This window comes from Streptomyces sp. SP18CS02 (assembly GCF_036322365.1).
GTDB lineage: Bacteria > Actinomycetota > Actinomycetes > Streptomycetales > Streptomycetaceae > Streptomyces.
Map to the genome: position 1 here is coordinate 192,895 of NZ_JAQYXC010000275.1, position 16,592 is coordinate 209,486.

Consider the following 16,592-nt stretch of genomic DNA (forward strand, 5'->3'; position numbering starts at 1 on the left):
TCACTGGTTGCTGGAAGACTACGTCCACCCCCAACGCGGGTTCAGGGCCGAACTCAGCGGCTCCAGCGTGGAGTCCTCCGGGACGCGGGGGGTGGCGTAGTCGATGACGACAGCCCACTCCTGGATGATCGTCGCGACCAGTTCGGCCTCGCGTTCGTAGTCCTCGCTGTAGCTGGTGCGGCGGAAGCCGCGTGTGATCGAGTCACGCGGGTAGTCGGGGCCCAGGCCCGGGAGGTCCTCGCCCTCGGTCGCGCCGTCCTGGTGGTCGGCGAGGATGTGCCCGATCTCGTGCAGGATGATGTGGTCCTGGTGCACGCGGGTGGTTTCCGCCTGGTAGAAGATGTTCTCCTCGGCGGGCCGGGACATCCACAGTCCGAACGGTCCGGGAATCGGCAGGGCCCAGGGAATCAGCCGGATCGGTTTGCCGCGGTGTTCACCGAGCCTGCGGCACAACTCGTCCACCCGCAGGGGAGGCTGGATGTCGAGCTGACGCAAGAGGCGTTTGCAGTAGCGGCGGAGCTCGCGTTCGCGGACGGCCACGTTGCCCTTTCTCATGTCCCGGTGCCGGTATCAGGGGCACCGTCCCCGTCGAAGACTTCGATCATCTTGAGCAGCTGCTCCCGCATGGCCGGAGTCATCGCGCCCGCCCTCATCGCGATCGCCCGCACCTGGTGGCTGGCGAGTCGCTGGCGCAACAGCTCGTCCTCGGGGTCCTCCTCGGCGACCAGCGCGTGGATGGTGATCGGAGCAGATCCCGGTTCGCGGTGGTCGTCGAAGAACTTGGCCAGGCTCTCCAGCACACTCAGAGTCGGATTGGCCTGCGACCCGTTGCGCAGCATCGCGAGGTAACTGCGCGACAGCGTTTCGGAATGCGACGGGTCGGCGGTGACGGCCTTGGCCACTTCCGCGGTCGAGTACTCGCGTTGCCGACCGCGAGCATCGGTCCGCAGCACCATCGCGAATAACGCGTTCAATCGCTCGGCCAGCGACCGCTCACGGCCTTGGCCAGTAACTACCAGCATGCCCATGCTCCCCGGTCGGATCATCTCATCGTGCCACGCCTAGGCCGGTCCCGTGATCCAAAGGGGCGATATCCAAGACGTTTCCCCATGGGCCTCGCCCGGTCCCGCCGAGGGCGTGTTGTACGGACAGACCACAGGTACACGCGGGAATGGCGTCGATTTCCGGCCGGGTCACCATCCGCCCCATCTGCCGGACCGAGTCCGCATCACACCCGAATGACCAGCTCAGTGCCGGTGCTTTGCACCGTTCGGGGGCACCGCTCACGTTTTGAGGGCGTCCCCGCAAGATGGCCGAAGTCGATCTCGCCCTCGGGCCCGGCAACAACCTCGATCTCAACCGAACGCCTGTGCCGAGGGGTGCCAACGGGGCCAGGGAAAAGGCCTGTTGCTTGCCCCCGTCTGTCACGGGGTGCCAATATAATCGACACCAAGCGCCCGGCTCGGGCATCACGTCCAAGCCGGGGCCCTTCGCTCGGAGAGGGGCCGGCGGCCGCCGCGCCGGTGGGCGCGGGCAGCGAGAGGCGCTACGAGTACAGGGGTTCGCGGGAGGCGATCGACACGAACCGTCGGATTCTCGACGTCCGGCAGAAGACCTTCGAGGGGTTCGGGAGGGAACCGGTGCCGCCATCGTCACAGGAGAGCGCCGCCGGTGACACCGGGGCTCCGCCGACAACCGCCCCCAGGGGTGTCCTGTCGATCGGGCCGGATCGGTGAGCGGCGTTCGGTGCCATGCGTCGCGAGCCCGGCAAGACCGGCGGGACACCCCCTAGGCACGCGCGGGGCGTGGCGCGCTCACAGAACAGCTCCGGGCCGAAGGGAGGGGTCCGCCCGCACCGGCGGTGACGGCCCCGACCGAGGCCCGGTTCCGGGACATCGCTCGAACTCTTGAAGAAGTCAGCGAGGGATTATGTTACGTGTACTCGTGGTGGCAGAGCACGCTTCCATGACGGAACCCGTGGTGCACACACTGCGCCGCAAGGGATACGACGCCGATGTCGTCGACACGGGCACCGAAGCACTGAAGAAGCATCAGAAGGCGGACCTGGTGCTGCTCGACCTCGATCTTCCGGACATCGACGGCCTCGACGTGTGCCGGGCCATACGGTCCGTCAGCGATACCCCCCTCATCTCGTTCACCAGGCGCGACACCGAGCTCGACCGGGTTCTCGCCCTGCAGGCGGGCTCGGACGACTGCGTCGTGACCTCCTGTGGATCACCGGAGGTCATGGCCCGGATCGAGGCCGTGATGCGCCGTGCGCGACCCCGGCCGTCCGCTCCCCAGGCCATCTCGCTCCGCCCGCTGCACATCGATGGCAGGGCGCGTGAGATCCGTATGGACGACCGGGCGATCCACGTCACTTCCAAGGAATTCGAGCTCCTCTACACCCTGGCCTCCCACCCCGAGACCGTGGTGTCGCGCAAGGAACTCATGGTGAAGGTCTGGGGCGACCACGGGGCCGGATACAGCCGCACGCTCGACACCCATGTCAGCAGCCTGCGCGGCAAGCTGGGCGCCAGGAGCTGGATCACCACCGTGCGGGGCGTCGGCTACCGGATCGGTCACGCGTGACCCACAGGCGTTCGGCCACTCCCGCCGCCTCCTCGTCGTGAGGGCGGATCCGCGCGGTCCCGGACCGCGCCGCTCACCGGTCACCCCGTGTTCCTCCCGGCGACGCTCTTCTCCCCCGCGCACACTGCCCGGGCCCGGCCGATCCGGCGCGGGTACGGCCCGGCCGGGCATGCCGGCGAGGGGACGACCACGCCCGGCGGACCGGGGGCCGGCACCGCCGGCGGACGCGGGCCGGTGTGCCATCGGTTCAGACCGCGGACGCCGCGTGCGCCGGCCGTCCCGTGGGGCGACGGGTCGCGGTCCCACCGTCCCGCTCCCCCACGGTCCCGCCCTCTCGCCGGAGGCCGGCCGGACCCAGGACGGGCGGCGTCCGGTCCGCGCTGCCGGACTCCGGGCGGACGGCGGGGTGCTCCGGCCGTACGGCGGCCCCGAACCGCGGTACGGAGAGAGCGTCCATGACGGCATCACCCATCTGTCGGAGCGTCGGAAGCGTCCCCGGCAACGTATCCGCGCCCCGAAGACGCACGCACTACGGGATGCCGCAGCTCCCGGCCCACCGGATGACCCCGGCACCGGCCCCGGGTCAGACCACCTCCCGGCGCCTGCTCAGCGCCGGAGCGAGCTGGGCCCGCCGCCTGATGGACAGCTTGAGGTAGATGCGCGTGATGTGCAGTTCCACCGCGCGCGTGGAGACCGACAGCGCCTGGGCGATGGCGCGGTTGGTCATGCCGTCCACCATCATCGCGGCGATGCGTTCCTCGTGTGCGGTCAGCTCTGCACAGCCCGTGCCGGACCCGGCTCCCGCACCCGCCGGGCCGCGCCGTTCCGCGGCCTCGTCCGCTCGGCGGCGGGTGGCCGGCTCGCGTGCGGGCTGTCCGACGGGCAGCCCGCCCGTACCGCCCGCCGCGGCCAGGGGCGGCCAGGCCCTGGCCGGCTCCCGGCCGCCGGTGAGGTGTGCGCGTGCCGGCGGCCCGAAGTCGCCCATCACCACGTTCCATTCGCGGATGCGCAACCGGACGACGTCCCCGGACGCGACGGAGGGATCCGCGTGCACCACACGGAGCAGAAAGGCACGGTCGGGTGCTTCACACAGCAGCAGCTCCCCCGGGCCGTCCCGCCAGGGCCCCCCTCCGATCAGCACCCCCTCCCGGGCTCTGCCGTTCCAGTAGGCCCGGTGTTCCTCCCGTCCTCCCGGGCGGTCCCCCGCTCCCTCCCGGAAGATCAGCTCGACAATGAAGGTCATCCCCTCTTCCTCTCCCTTTCGACCGCCCCGCCTGTCCCGAGCGAGGCGCTGCCGTTCGGGTGTGACCGGCAGGGCGTCCGGGAACCGCACGGGGAAGACCCTCGCCCGGCAGCGCGGGCACCGTGCCCGCTGCGACACCCCCATGACAGCGCGGCGGTCGCACCATGGTCCGCTCCCGGCCTTTCCCGGCCGCGCCCCGAACCATCGCGAGCTCACACGGGGACTCGAGTTCCGCCTCCGCGCGGCCACTCCAAGGGGACGCCGGTCACACTAATCCAGAAGTTCCATCGTCGACAGGCACGTCACCGAGAAATGACGGCCGACCACCGCCGATCCCGCATCTTTTTCCTGGGTTGACATCGACGTGACAAAGCTTGACAAACGTCTGACATAGGAGTTGTTGACGAGCGCCTCGAAAACGAAGAAGCTGTTCAGCGAAGCCGACCGCACCGACTCGCTCCATCCCCTCCGACCTGGAATGACGTTGATGTACACCCCACAGGGCTTCTCTCGGCGAATGGCCGGAATCTCTGGCAACGGCGCATGGGGCAAGGAACTGCACAAACGCACGACGAACCTCCGCTCGCGAGCGGAGAACCGCGATACCGCGGCCCTTGGATTTCCGCCGAACGCGGCATTCCGAATAGTCGATGCTTCCTGGTGGATATCGAAGACTTTCCAGGAATTTCGGCGCGGGGACCGCCTTTCGAGATTCGACGATCTGCCCCTGGCACAGGATCCGGGAGAAGGAGGGAACGCGATGCCGGCAGCAGCGGACAACGGTGGTGGCCTCCCGTCGGGGCTGCCCCGCATCTCCGATGCGACGCTCCGCGACGCCGCCCATATGGCCGGGGTGGAGTTCGGACCCCGCGACGCGGCCCGCATGGCGGACCTCCTCGTGAGGTCGGGCGTGGAGCTGGTCGAGGTGGGGATGATCTCCGGCCCGTCGTCGGCGGACGCCGGACTCGTGCTCGCCACCCACGAAGCCGTCGGCCCCGAACGCAGCCAGAGCCTCGTCGTGGTGCGGGACCGGCAGCAGGTGGCGAAGGCGCTGGACGAGGCGGTTCTCCTCGGGTGCCGGTCGGTGGTTCTCTCCCTTCCCGCCTCGGCGGAGCACGCCCGACTGAAGCTGGCGTCGACGAGCACCAGGTACCTGATCGCGACCGCCCGGGCGGCGATCGGCCTGGCCAAGGAGCGGGGTCTGCACGTCACGTTCACCGGTGAGGACGGGGCGCGTACGGAAAGGGAGCGGCTGGTCTCCTATGTGCGGGCCGGCTTCGAGGCGGGCGCCGACCGGTTCCGGCTGGCGGAGACCGTCGCCTGCCTCTCGCCCTCGCAGATGGGTGAGGTGATCGGGTCCCTGGTCGCGGTCGAGGGTTCCGAGATCGAGATCCATTCGCACAACATGCTGGGGCTGGCCGTGGCCAACTCGCTGGCCGCTGTCGAGGCGGGGGCGCGGTGGATCTCGACCACGGCGGGCGGGATCGGCGAGCGGGGCGGCAACGCCCCACTGGCCGAGATCCTGATCGCCTTGCGCGTCATCCACGGCGACACCCGCTTCGACCTCTCGCACCTCACCGAGCTGACGCGGGCCGCGGTGCAGGCCTCGGGACTCGGGAACGCCTTCATGCCGGGCCCCACCACACCGTATGCCTTCGCCTACGAACTGACGGGCCAGCTCGCCCGTCCGGCGGCGTACGAGTCCCTGCCGCCCCAGGAGGTCGGCAACACCCGCGAGCTCCGGGTCCGTTCGCGGCTGACGCCGCGCCTGGTCGCCTGGGCACTGGCCGACTCGGGTGTCGACGTCGACATCGCCGGCTTCACCCCCTGGCTGCTCGCGCGTCAGGAGCAGGCCGGGCGACCGCTGCTCGACCGGGACGCGATCCGCAAGGCGGCGGTCGAATTCCGCGGGGCGCCGGAGCGCGGTGCGGTGCGGGCCCGTACCGGCCAAGCGCCGGTACCGGACCTGCTCGCGGAACCCGCCGGAACCGTGACCACGCGGGCTTGAGACCAGTCCTGTCCGCCGTCCCGCCCCACCGGACGGCAGCGGCAGGGGATCCGCACCGAGAGGAGCAAGGCACGTGACGTCCCCACGCGTACTCGTGGTGAACAACGGGACCCTGTCCCTGGATCAGTTGTGCAGGCGCCTGCAGTCCCTGGGGGCGAAGACCGAGACGGTCCGCTGCTCCCAGCTGCCGGACCGCCTCGACGCCCGCTACCAGGGCGTGGTGCTGAGCGGTACCAAGGTGCGCGCCCATGACATCGGCTACTACCGGCCCCTGATCGATCTGGTCATGGGATCCAAGGTCCCGGTCTTCGGAATCTGCGGAGGCATGCAGGTCATCGCGACGGCGGCCGGCGGGCAGCTGGAGCCCGGCCCCCAGCGGGTCGGCGGCTACGACGTGCAGGTCGACAAGGACGAGCCGCTGTTCTCGTACGTCAAGCCGACCGTGAGCGTGTTCCACCGCCACACCTTCTACCTGCAGGAGGCACCGGAGGGGTTCCGTTCCATCGGTCGGTCGGAGTACGCGCCGGTGGAGTTCCTGCGGTCGCACGACGGCCGGATCTACGGCGCCCAGGCGCATGTCGAGTTCCGCGAGGACGGACTGGAGATCCTGCGGGGCTTCACGCGGATGTTCGGCTGAGCCCCCGCACGCTCCTGGGAGACCCCTCCTCGGGCCGGCCGCCGGACCGCCGGACCGCACCCACGCACAACGACAACGAGGTGACTGAGAATGAGCGTTCTGGCGGACGGCGCGGGCATGGCGGAACGGATCCCCGCCACGACGGCACCCACGCGATGGCGGCGCCGCTCCGGAGCCGGGGCACAGCCGGCACGCTCCTCGCCCCGGCCACCACGGGCGGGCCCTTGCCACCGGGCCCGGCGCCGTGATGCCCGTCCCCCCATCCTCGTCGCCCCGCGACCGTCGGTGTGATGCGGTCAGCGGGTCCGGCGGGACCGGCCGCCACGACGGTTCCAGGAGCGCCGAGGTGACCACGTCACAGGCAGCCTCAACAGCCATGACGTCCTTCTGCCGGACGTCATCCGATCCGGTGGTGCGGTCGGCACGGTGAGGATCCGCCCCCATCGGATCCCCCCCACTCGCCACCGCCCACCGCACCACCGGAAGACACCCCTGATCCAGCCGACGGCGTCCGCACGCTGTCGGTGGCGGCAACAGCGCGCCGGGCATCCTCCATGTCACCGCAATGCTCGGCACGCCGTCGCCGCACCGGGGCCGCGGCCGGTCCGGTCACCAAGCCGCCCGGACCGGTCGCGACCCCACTCCGCCACCCCGCTCTGCGGTGCCCACACCCCACCGCGCGGATCCCGGCCCCCACACGGACACTCGTCCGCGGCCCCCGGAGGCCCGTCGGGATGCCTTCCGCGCAACCCGGCTCGCAGAGCATCCTCCCCCACACGCCCCGGGGCCGGGCGAGGCGCTCAGCAGCGCCTCGCCCGGCCCCGGGGCGACGGCACGCCCGCGGGCCGCGTCCCGTACGACGGCGCTCGCGTGAACCCCGCGGGTCGTGTCCGGGATGTCCCGTCCGGACCGCGACGCCCTGCGCGCACGCTCGCCGCGATGCCGGCGCAGCAGCCGTGGAACGCGTCGACGCCGTCCTCGTGGCGGGGAGGGGGTCCGGTGCGGCTCCCGTGAGCGGATCCTGCTCCGAGGGGCGGGAGCAAGGGTTCACGCACCCGTCCGCCGAGCGGGGAAGCCGTGGCCGCGGGCCGCGAACACGACCACCAGAACGGGCAGCATCAGCAGCAGGACGCTCCAGGGGAAGGACGACGTGCCGAAGACGTTCAGCAGGACGCCTCCGACGACACCTCCCCCGGCCATCGCCACGTTCCACAGGGTGACCAGCATCGCCTGCGCCGCGTCGGCCTGTTCCCCGCCCGCGTCACCCGCGGCGGTCTGCAACAGCGTCGGCACACCGCCCCAGCCCAGGCCCCACAGGGCCACCGCCGCGTAGACCGCGACGGCGCTGTCGGCGAGCACCGCCAGCAGGGCGGCCGCGACGGCCACCAGCAGCGCGCTCGCGATCGTCAACGACCGCAGACGGTGGTGAATACGGGCTCCCACCACCCAGACGCTCACCAGGGAGGCCGCACCGAACACCAGCAGCACCGCATCGGTCGACCCGCCCATCCCGAGCCGGTCCAGGAAGGTCGCGATGAACGTGTAGAGCACGGTGTGCGCCAGCACGAAGACCAGCGTCACGAACAGCACCGGCGACACCCCGGGCACCCGCAAGGCCCGCAGCATCGGCGGTCGGCCCTCCCCCTTGTGCCCGGGATGGTCGGGAACCGCGGCGGCGATCCACACGAGCAGGATCACCGTCAGCACCGTCATCATCAGGAACGCCACCTCCCAGCCGAGGACCTTCCCCAGGAACGTTCCGGCCGGCACGCCCAGCGACAGGGCGACCGGGATGCCGGCCATCGCGATGGCGATCGCCTTGCCCTGCAGATGGACGGGGGCCATTCGGCGCGCGTAACCGGCCAGCAGCGCCCATGCCAGGCCCGCGGCCACACCGGCGACGAAACGGGCGACCATCGTCAGCACGTAGTCGCCCGACAACGCCGTCGCCGTGTTGGCGACGGCGAACCCGGCCATGGCGGTCAGCAGCAGGCGCTTGCGCCGCCATCCCGCCGTGGCGGCCGTCAGGGGGACGGCGGTCGCCGCGGTGCCGATCGCGTAGATCGTGACCGTCTGCCCCGCGGCCGACTCACCGACCCCGAGGTCGGCACTCATCGCCGGCAGCAGGCCGGCGGGCAGCGTCTCGGTGAGACTCGTGATGAACACGGCGGTCGACAGCGCCCACAACGCCGCCATCGGCAGCTTTCCGGCCTTGGCGCCCGATGGGGTGGAGGAGTCGACGGAGAGTTCTGTAGGTGACATGCCGGTATGCTCAAACCTTCACACCTATGTGAAGGTCAAACAGTCCAGACGTGAGGTGGGTCACATGCGCATCGGTGAACTGGCAGAGCGTACCGACACGTCCCGGCGCCTTCTGCGTTACTACGAGGAGCAGGGGCTCATCGTCTCCGAGCGGGCCGCCAACGGGTACCGGACCTATGACGAGAGCACCGTCGACCGGGTGATCCAGGTCCGCGGGCTGCTCGACGCCGGGCTGCCCACCCGCATCATCAAGCAGATCCTCCCCTGCCTCGACAAGCCGCGCGTCATCCACTTCCCCGACGCCACTCCCGAGATGATCGCCACCCTCACCGAGGAGCGCGACCGCATGACCCGGCGCATCCAGTGCCTCATACGCAACCGGGACGCGGTCAGCGAGTACCTCGACACCGTGGCGGGCGACGAGCTCCGGCTCCGGTCCGTCACCTGAACCGTCCTCATCACCCGGTCAGGGCCGCCCGGCCGACACCCGGCCCGGCGGCCCCTCGGCCGCGTCGGCACGTCCGCGACGCCGCCTCGGGCCGGGCCCCGGGGAGCGGGGCAGGCCCCGTACGGCGCGGCGAAGGTCCGGTACGCCGTACGTCAGCGCCGAGTCCGCAGCTTGCCGATCAGCTCGCGGGCCTGTGCCCGCTTCCTGGGGTCCGCGGCCGCGCGGCGTGCCGAGTCGATGGCCCGCCGGCCCTGCGGGCTCCGGCCGAACTGCTTGATCCGTGCGATGAGTCCGGGCATGGCGCCTCCTGCGTGATGGGGTGGTCCAGACCGTGAACCGACGTTCCTGGGTGCGCCTACCCGGCCGGCGCCGTGTGATGTGTGCGAACGCGGCGCCGCCCGCTGTCCGGGACAGCGCGGGGGCTGTCCCGGACAGCGCCGTGCTCTTGCGGCGACGCCCGGCTGCCCGGACCCTGTTGCCCGTTCGGGCGAGTGGGGCGCTCGGCGCCGGACGCGTACCGACAGCGCGGCCGCACCGGTACCGGCGAGGTCCTCTCCGTTCCCCATCCGCCTCCCGGGGACGGCGGGCCTGCGCACCCCTCGCTTCCCCGCAGCGAGAAGGAGACACCTATGACACCACGGTTCGTGTGCCTCGCCTCAGGCGACACGCCCGGGGCGGCGTCCGCCGGCGGACCGGCCGTCCCATGGACAGCCCTCACACCGGCCCGCCGCGCACGAGGCCCCGCTGTGGCGCCCGGTCCGGCTCGGCGCGTGCGGCCGGCCCCCGGTGGCGTGCTGTGACCGACGTCTCCGGAGCGGCCCCCCGGCCTGGCGTTAGGATCTGCCCGTGACTTTTCTCGTGATGCGCCGACACGTGGACTACGCACGTGTGACGACCACGAGCTGTCCCCCTCAGGACTGACGCCTCATTTCTCAGCCTGCTCAGGTCCTGTAGCGGTCTCCCGCGGAATCCGGCTCCACCCCCGCCGGCGTTTCCCGTACCCGCCGCCCCGCCATCCCCGGGGACAGGGCCTCGTACATCAGAAACGGAAATCCGCCATGCCGTCCACGCGTATCGCTGTACCCGGCTCCCTTCCCGTCGTCGACCTGTCGCGGGCGGACGATCCCGCCACCCGGGCCGCCTTCCTCCAGGAGCTGCACGACGCCGCTCGTGACGTCGGCTTCTTCCATCTGACCGGACACGGCATCAGGGACGCGGAGATCGACCGCGTCCTGGAGCTGACCAAGGCGTTCTTCGCTCTCCCCGAGGCCGACCGGCTGGCGGTCAGCAATGTGGGCTCGCCCCACTTCCGCGGCTACACGCGGATCGGCCATGAGCTCACCGGTGGCCGTAGCGACTGGCGTGACCAACTGGACGTCGGCGCGGAACGGCCCGCCATCGAGGTGGGCGAGGAGGACCCGGCCTACCTGTGGCTGGAGGGCCCCAACCAGTGGCCGTCCGCGCTGCCGGAGCTGCGTACGGGGGTGCTGTCATGGCAGGAGCGGCTGGCGACGGTGGCCCACAAGCTGCTGCGTGAGTTGCTGGCCTCGATCGGGGCGCCCGTCGACTTCTTCGACGAGGCGTTCGCCGACCGCCCCCATCTGCACACCAAGCTGATCCGCTACCCGGGGTCGTCGCCTTCGGGAGCCGGGCAGGGTGTGGGAGCCCACAAGGACTACGGCTTCCTGACCCTGCTGCTCCAGGACGGTGTGGGCGGGCTGCAAGTGCGTTCCGGGGACGCCTTCCTGGACGTTCCGCCGATGCCCGGGGCGTTCGTGGTGAATCTGGGCGAGCTGCTGGAGATCGCCACCCGGGGCTATCTGACGGCGACCGACCACCGGGTGGTGAGCCCGCCGGGCGCCGTGGAGCGGTTCTCGGTCCCGTTCTTCTACAACCCGCGGCTGGACACCGTCGTCGAAACGGTTCCGGGCCGCTATCTGCGGTTGGCGCCGGGTGTCGAGGAGGACCTGGCCAACCCCCTGCACGCCGAGTACGGCCGCAACGAACTCAAGGGCTGGGTCCGGGCCCACCCCGAGGTGGCCCGCCGGCACCATCCCGAGCTCGTCTCCGGCTGACCGCCGGGCCGTCCGGACCACTCGGCGCGGGCCCCCGGCCGCCCTCGTGGGCCCCGCGCCGCCGACTCAGGCTCCGCATGCCGCCGGTGCGGGCCGCCCCGGGAACGGCCGGGGGTACGTTCGAGCCCCGCCACCGGGGGGGTGATGGCGGGGCTGTCCGGCGCTCGGTGCGGCCCGGGGGGGAGGCCCGTCGAGCGCCGGTCGACATTCTGCTGCCCCGGACCCGGAATCCCACACCTGTGACGTGCGACACGGCGGGGATTCACCGTGATGGCGGCGCCATCGCGCCTGCGCGGGTCGCCCGAGGGCGGCCCGGAGGGACCGTTCCACGGAGAAGCCGTTCAGGGTGGGACCGCCGGGGAGAGAGGGGTCGACGGACGGATCAGCGTGTACGCGGGGGCGGCCGGGGACCTGGGACGCGGGCCACCGACCCGGGACATGGCTCAGGGTGGCGACTCGGCCCACACTGCCGCTCCGCCGCCCCTCCATTCGATCAGCGGCGACGAGACCACCTCGTCCGGATCGAGCTCCAGCCCGACCCCGCTCAGCAGGTCGACCAGATCGGCGACGCTGTGCGCGAGGCCGAGGATCGCCCCGTCGGCCCGCACTGTGCGGCCGCCTGTCTCCGAGGTGGGGTAGACGATCACGGGCGGTTGCGTGTTCATGCCCCTACCCTGCGCCGGATCGGCACCGGCGGCACGTCGAGGTCCGTTACGGTGCGACGGGCCCCCGCCGCCTCACGGGCGTCCCGGGCCGATGCGGCGTGGCCCGGGGGGGCGGGTGTCTGGTCCACTTCCGGGCCGCGGCCCGCGGGCTCAGCAGCCCGACGGGCGCACCACTCCCGTCTCGTAGGCGAAGACCGCGGCCTGGGTACGGTCGCGCAGGCCCAGCTTGACCAGGATCCGGCTCACATGGGTCTTCACGGTCTGCTCCGCCACCACCAGCCGTCCGGCGATCTCGGCGTTCGACAGGCCCTGCGCGATCAGGGAGAGGACCTCGGTCTCGCGTTCGGTCAGCTCGCCCACCAGGGACCTGAGCGGGGAGCGCGGGGCGCCGCTCACCCGGGAGAACTCGGCGATGAGCCGTTTGGTGATGTGGGGTGCCAGCAGGGCGTCGCCGGCGGCCACCACCCGTACGGCGTGGGCGAGCTCGTCGGCGGACGCGTCCTTCAGCAGAAATCCGGACGCCCCGGCGCGCAGCGCCTCGTACACGTACTCGTCGAGGTCGAAGGTGGTCAGGACGAGGACCTTGGCGGCGGCACCGGCCGGCCCGGTGAGACGGCGGGTGGCCTCTATGCCGCCCAGCTCGGGCATGCGGATGTCCATCAGCACGACGTGCGGCGCAAGTTCGGCCACCTTGTCGACGGCTTCGAGGCCGTTCACGGCCTGGCCGACGACCTCGATGTCCGGTTCGGCGTCGAGGAGCACGGTGAAGCCCTGGCGGACCATCATCTGGTCGTCGGCGATCAGCACACGGATGGGCGTCATGAGAGGTCCTCGGCGGGGGTGACGGCGGGCTTCGGGGCTTCGGCGGGCTTGGGCGCCTCGGCGGGCAGGAGGGCGGTCACTTCCCAGCCGCCGCCGGGAAGAGGACCGGTGGCCAGTTCGCCACCGAGCATCGCGGCGCGCTCGCGCATGCCCGGCAGTCCGTGGCCGACGCCGGGCGAGGGCGGGGCCGGCCCGTCGGGCGCGGTGTTGGTGACCCGGACGATGAGACCGTCCGGCCGGTGACCGATCTCCACGCGTACGGCCGCTCCCGGGGCGTGCCGCATGGTGTTGCTGAGGGCCTCCTGCACGATGCGGAACGCCGAGAGCTCGACGCCCGGCGACAGCGCGCGCCGCGTCCCCGTGGTCTCGGTGACGACCGAGGACCCGGCTGCGCGCACATTGCGGACCAGCTCGTCCAGCCGGTCCAGCGTGGGTTGCGGGGCATGCCGCGTCCGCTCCGGGAGGGCGTCCTCGGAGCGCAGTACGCCCAGCACCCGGCGCAGTTCGGTCAGGGCCTCCACGGCGTTTCGCCGGATGCCCGCGAGGTTCTCCGTCAGTTCCTCGGACGGGTCGGTCACCAGGTGCCGGGCGACCTGGGCCTGGATGGAGATGACCGACATGTGGTGGGCCACCACGTCGTGCAGTTCACGGGCGATCCGGTTGCGCTCCTCCAGCAGGGTGCGCCGGGAGCGTTCCTCGGCGGTGAGCACCTCCTGCACGACCAGACGTGTACGCGCCACCCGGCCGTAGCGCAGCGAGGCGCCCACCACCACCGCCGTCGCGAACGCCACAAGGCCCCGGGCGAGGACCTGGTTGTGGGCCCCGGACGCCAGGGACAGACTGACCGCCTCGGCCAGGGCGGTGATCACCAGTGCCTCGACCGCGATCCGGGGGTGGACCCGCAGGGCGAGAAGAAGCAGCACGAGGGTGTGCGGTGCGATCGCCGCGACGCTCCGGGGCCACACCACGTCGTGGCCGATTCTCGTGTCGACGGCCTCGGCGGTCAGGAAGAGGGCAATCGCCGACAGCCACCAGGCGGGCAGCGGGCGGAACAGCGCGAGGACGGCGGCCGCCGGCTGGAGCACGAGGAGCAGCGGCAGGTACACCGGGGCCGGCTGGGTGCCTTCGACGTAGTCGTTCGCGTGGTAGATGCCCATGGCCACCGCGAGGAGCCCGATGTGGGCGTGCGGGAGCCGGCCCAGGTACGTGTGGCGGGGCAGCGGGTCGCGGGCCGTCGTGAAAAGGTCGTCCAGCAGTGTCCGCGGCACGGGCAGGCAGCGCCTTGACCAGTCGCCGCACCCCGTGTCTGCCGCCCCCGTCGTTCACCGCGTCCATTCTAGGTACCTCGCATCCCGGCCGGACGGGCGGGTCGGCCTCCGCCCGAAGACGTGACGGGCACGGTCCGTTGCCTTGGCCGTTCGTAGGCGCGGAACGCGGCCCAGCACACCACCAGCGCCCCCGCGAAAACCGGCAGCCAGGCCAGCCGGGCGGGGATCCACCCGGGGCCTTCGGGGACCGTGTGCAGTCCAGGCAGGTGACCGCCGCCGAGCAGACCGATGGCGGTGACCGCGATCATCGCGGTCTGGTGCCAGAGAAAGATCGTCATGGCGGAGAGGTTCACCAGGGCGACCGCCGCCCAGACGGCCGGCCGCCGCAGCACCCGGCGCAGCCGGCCGAGCAGCAGCACGGCCGCCCCGCACTGGGCGGTGCCGAAGGTGACGGCGGCGAGGGTGGGCGGGTCGAGGTTGGAGATCTCCGCTCCCGGCACCCCCACCATGGACACCGGGTAGCCGGCCCACAGGACGAGTCCGAGGGTGGCTCCTGCGCCGCCGAGCAGCATGGTCCATCCGGCGGCGGGACTGCGCATGCCGCCACGGGCCCAGGCCACGCCCACGCTGTACGGGACCAGCCAGCCGGCCGCCACGTTGATCCAGCCGAGCCACGCCGGCCCGTCCAGGCCGAAGCGGACCAGGTCGACATGGAGCACGACGGCGGTCGGCCACAACGGGTGCAACCTGCCGAGCAGTGGCGTGGCCGCCGTCAGCGCCACGAAGACCAGCAGGAACCACAGCGGTGACAACACCAGCTTGGACAGCGTGCGCACGGTCTGCGGGCCGGCCCCCGAGGCGAGCATCATGCCCGCCACCACGGTCCACACGACCAGCAGGGCGACCACCGGTCCGGACAGCCGGGCCGTCCGCGCGCCGAGCCACCGGCCGTACGGCACACCCCGCGCCCGTGCGGAGGCGTGACTGCGCGCGCCCGCCGAGCCGCCGACGAGGAAGAAGACCGCGAGTGTCTGGAACACCCAGGACGCGGGGGCGAGTTCCGGCATGTACGTGAGCGGGCTGGATCCGTGCACCCTCCCGCTGTCGGTGACAAGGGCGGTCACCAGCCAGTGGCCGAGGACGACACCGAGGACGGCGAGTGCCCGCAGGGCGTCGATCGTCCGGTCCCGCCCGGGCGGGGTGGCCGCGTCGATCCGCCGGACGAGGTCACGCATGGCGGGCCCCCACGGGTATGGCGGTACGGGAGCCGGGCCGAGCGTCACCGGCCCCTGCGGAGCCGGTCCCGACGGCTTCGGGCTGCACGCGGCCGGTCCGTAGGGAACCCGGTTGCACGGGACCGAGTTGCGCGGTACCGGTCCGTACCGCCCCCGTCCGACCGGACGGTGTGGGCTCGACGGGGTCCATGGCCTCCACGGCCGGCGGACCTGACGGGCCGTGTCCCGGGGGAACCGTTCCGGAGACGATCCGGGCGAGGCTTCTCAGAGAGGTGGAGCCGGGCTTCAGATAGTCGCTGTGGCCGCCGTCCCCGGCCGCGAAGACGCGTGCGCCGAACCGGGGCGAAAGCGGGTCCGCCCCGAACCCGACCGTGGCGAACGGGAGCCGGAGGCGGGTGTGCGGCACATCGGCCACCCAGTCGCCGCTGGCGCGGCCGGCCCAGACCGTGGCCCGGGTGCGCAGCGCGGCGACGTCGTCATGGCCGACGCCGGGGCTGCCGTAGAGAACGATGTCGGCGACGTCGAGCCCCGACGCGGCCTCGGCGCAGACCACGGATCCGTAGGAGTGGCACAGCAGGGAGGTGCGGGTGGCGGGCCCGGCCTCGCGCAGTTCCCGCAGGAAGTCGCGGAGCGCGGGGGCCGCGTCCCGCGCCCGGTCCGCCGTCAGCACGTCGAAGCCGACCGTTCCCGGCGTCGCGTATCCGAGCCATGCCACGACGGCCGCCCGGCCGCCCAGTTCGCGCTGCAGGGATCCGGCACCGTCGCGGAAGCGGTCGTAGTGGTCCAGGTCGGTGTCCGCGCCCGGGACGAGGACGGCGATCCGGTCGGCCCGGGCCAGGTCACCGAAGACCTCGGCGGTGCGGCCGCCGTCGCGGCCGTCGAAGGAGAGGAAGTGCCGTGCCGGGTCCGCCATGTCGCGCAGCGCGGCGGCGCGCCCCCGGTCCCCGTGGGCGGCCGCCATACGGCCGGCCGCACCGATCTCGGCGCGGCTCGCGGCGTATCGCTCGGCGAGCGCGGCCGGGGTCGCCGCTCTCAGCGGGACCAGGGGGGACGGCACGGGTGCCGGAACGGTCGAGGGGCGGGCCGCCCCGGACACCGGTATCGCCACGGAGGCGATGACGAGCGCCGCGAGTACGGTGCGGTGGGAGCGTCGGATGCGCGAGCGGGGCGCCATGGGCGGGTGGTCCTTCCGTACCGGTTTCCGGCCGGGGACCGGCCGTGTTCTCCGGTACCGAAGCTATGGATCATGCCCGGTGGTCGGCGTCACTCCCGGGAGGGCATCCACGGCGTACCCCTGAAGTACTACGAGTAGGGGGGCCGGGAAGGAGGTCGGCCGG

At 72.0% G+C, this 16,592-nt stretch carries 15 protein-coding genes and 1 pseudogene; 5 read left to right on the forward strand and 11 right to left on the reverse strand.

Features of this window, described 5'->3' with window-relative positions; all coding sequences use genetic code 11:
* Window positions 1–18 precede the first annotated feature (18 nt).
* Window positions 19–555: a hypothetical protein gene (locus PUR26_RS11965; RefSeq protein ID WP_329871901.1), complete on the reverse strand. Its 537-nt coding sequence runs from the start codon at window positions 553–555 to the stop codon at window positions 19–21.
* Window positions 552–1,022, reverse strand: a complete 471-nt coding sequence (locus PUR26_RS11970; protein WP_329871903.1) for a hypothetical protein — start codon at window positions 1,020–1,022, stop codon at window positions 552–554. The genes PUR26_RS11965 and PUR26_RS11970 overlap by 4 nt, the downstream gene beginning before the upstream one ends.
* Before the next feature lie 907 nt (window positions 1,023–1,929).
* Between PUR26_RS11970 and PUR26_RS11975 the strand changes: the two genes are divergently transcribed.
* A complete protein-coding gene (locus PUR26_RS11975; RefSeq protein WP_329871905.1) occupies window positions 1,930–2,592 on the forward strand; it encodes a response regulator transcription factor in 663 nt (220 codons plus the stop codon).
* A gap of 583 nt (window positions 2,593–3,175) precedes the next feature.
* Here the strand turns inward: PUR26_RS11975 and PUR26_RS11980 are convergent.
* On the reverse strand, window positions 3,176–3,835 hold the full coding sequence (locus PUR26_RS11980) for a LuxR C-terminal-related transcriptional regulator (RefSeq protein WP_329871907.1): 660 nt from the start codon (window positions 3,833–3,835) through the stop codon (window positions 3,176–3,178).
* Window positions 3,836–4,105: 270 nt separating this feature from the next.
* Window positions 4,106–4,330, reverse strand: coding sequence for a hypothetical protein (locus PUR26_RS11985; RefSeq protein ID WP_329871909.1), 225 nt, complete (start codon window positions 4,328–4,330; stop codon window positions 4,106–4,108).
* Between the two features lie 265 nt (window positions 4,331–4,595).
* Here PUR26_RS11985 and PUR26_RS11990 point away from each other — a divergent pair, with 265 nt between their 5' ends.
* Both PUR26_RS11990 and PUR26_RS11995 read left to right on the forward strand, forming a co-directional pair.
* On the forward strand, window positions 4,596–5,843 hold the full coding sequence (locus tag PUR26_RS11990) for a LeuA family protein (protein WP_329871911.1): 1,248 nt from the start codon (window positions 4,596–4,598) through the stop codon (window positions 5,841–5,843).
* A gap of 73 nt (window positions 5,844–5,916) precedes the next feature.
* The gene (locus PUR26_RS11995; RefSeq protein WP_329871913.1) at window positions 5,917–6,480 is read left to right on the forward strand and encodes a type 1 glutamine amidotransferase; all 564 of its coding nucleotides are present in this window, start codon (window positions 5,917–5,919) and stop codon (window positions 6,478–6,480) included.
* Between the two features lie 1,047 nt (window positions 6,481–7,527).
* Here PUR26_RS11995 and PUR26_RS12000 read toward each other — a convergent pair.
* Complete coding sequence (locus PUR26_RS12000; RefSeq protein WP_329871915.1) at window positions 7,528–8,742, reverse strand: MFS transporter; 1,215 nt, start codon at window positions 8,740–8,742, stop codon at window positions 7,528–7,530.
* A 64-nt stretch (window positions 8,743–8,806) separates the two neighbouring features.
* Here PUR26_RS12000 and PUR26_RS12005 point away from each other — a divergent pair, with 64 nt between their 5' ends.
* On the forward strand, window positions 8,807–9,190 hold the full coding sequence (locus PUR26_RS12005; protein WP_329871917.1) for a MerR family transcriptional regulator: 384 nt from the start codon (window positions 8,807–8,809) through the stop codon (window positions 9,188–9,190).
* Window positions 9,191–9,342: 152 nt separating this feature from the next.
* Here the strand turns inward: PUR26_RS12005 and PUR26_RS12010 are convergent, their stop codons facing one another.
* Window positions 9,343–9,489, reverse strand: a complete 147-nt coding sequence (locus PUR26_RS12010; RefSeq protein WP_329871919.1) for a hypothetical protein — start codon at window positions 9,487–9,489, stop codon at window positions 9,343–9,345.
* Between the two features lie 759 nt (window positions 9,490–10,248).
* Here PUR26_RS12010 and PUR26_RS12015 point away from each other — a divergent pair.
* Window positions 10,249–11,265 carry an isopenicillin N synthase family dioxygenase gene (locus PUR26_RS12015; protein ID WP_329871920.1) on the forward strand — a complete coding sequence of 339 codons (1,017 nt, stop codon included), beginning with the start codon at window positions 10,249–10,251 and terminating at the stop codon, window positions 11,263–11,265.
* Between the two features lie 443 nt (window positions 11,266–11,708).
* Here PUR26_RS12015 and PUR26_RS12020 read toward each other — a convergent pair whose 3' ends face one another.
* From PUR26_RS12020 to PUR26_RS12040, 5 genes and pseudogenes are all read right to left on the reverse strand, one after another.
* Entirely contained in the window at window positions 11,709–11,930 is a 222-nt protein-coding gene (locus PUR26_RS12020; RefSeq protein WP_329871921.1) for a hypothetical protein, read from the reverse strand.
* Between the two features lie 150 nt (window positions 11,931–12,080).
* Window positions 12,081–12,752 carry a response regulator transcription factor gene (locus PUR26_RS12025; protein WP_329871923.1) on the reverse strand — a complete coding sequence of 224 codons (672 nt, stop codon included), beginning with the start codon at window positions 12,750–12,752 and terminating at the stop codon, window positions 12,081–12,083.
* Entirely contained in the window at window positions 12,749–14,020 is a 1,272-nt protein-coding gene (locus tag PUR26_RS12030) for a sensor histidine kinase (RefSeq protein WP_329871925.1), read from the reverse strand. The genes PUR26_RS12025 and PUR26_RS12030 overlap by 4 nt, the downstream gene beginning before the upstream one ends.
* Before the next feature lie 68 nt (window positions 14,021–14,088).
* On the reverse strand, window positions 14,089–15,255 hold the full coding sequence (locus PUR26_RS12035; protein WP_329871927.1) for an acyltransferase family protein: 1,167 nt from the start codon (window positions 15,253–15,255) through the stop codon (window positions 14,089–14,091).
* 229 nt (window positions 15,256–15,484) lie between these two features.
* A pseudogene (locus tag PUR26_RS12040) lies at window positions 15,485–16,429 on the reverse strand (alpha/beta hydrolase); the annotation flags it as partial.
* Between the last annotated feature and the right edge of the window lie 163 nt (window positions 16,430–16,592).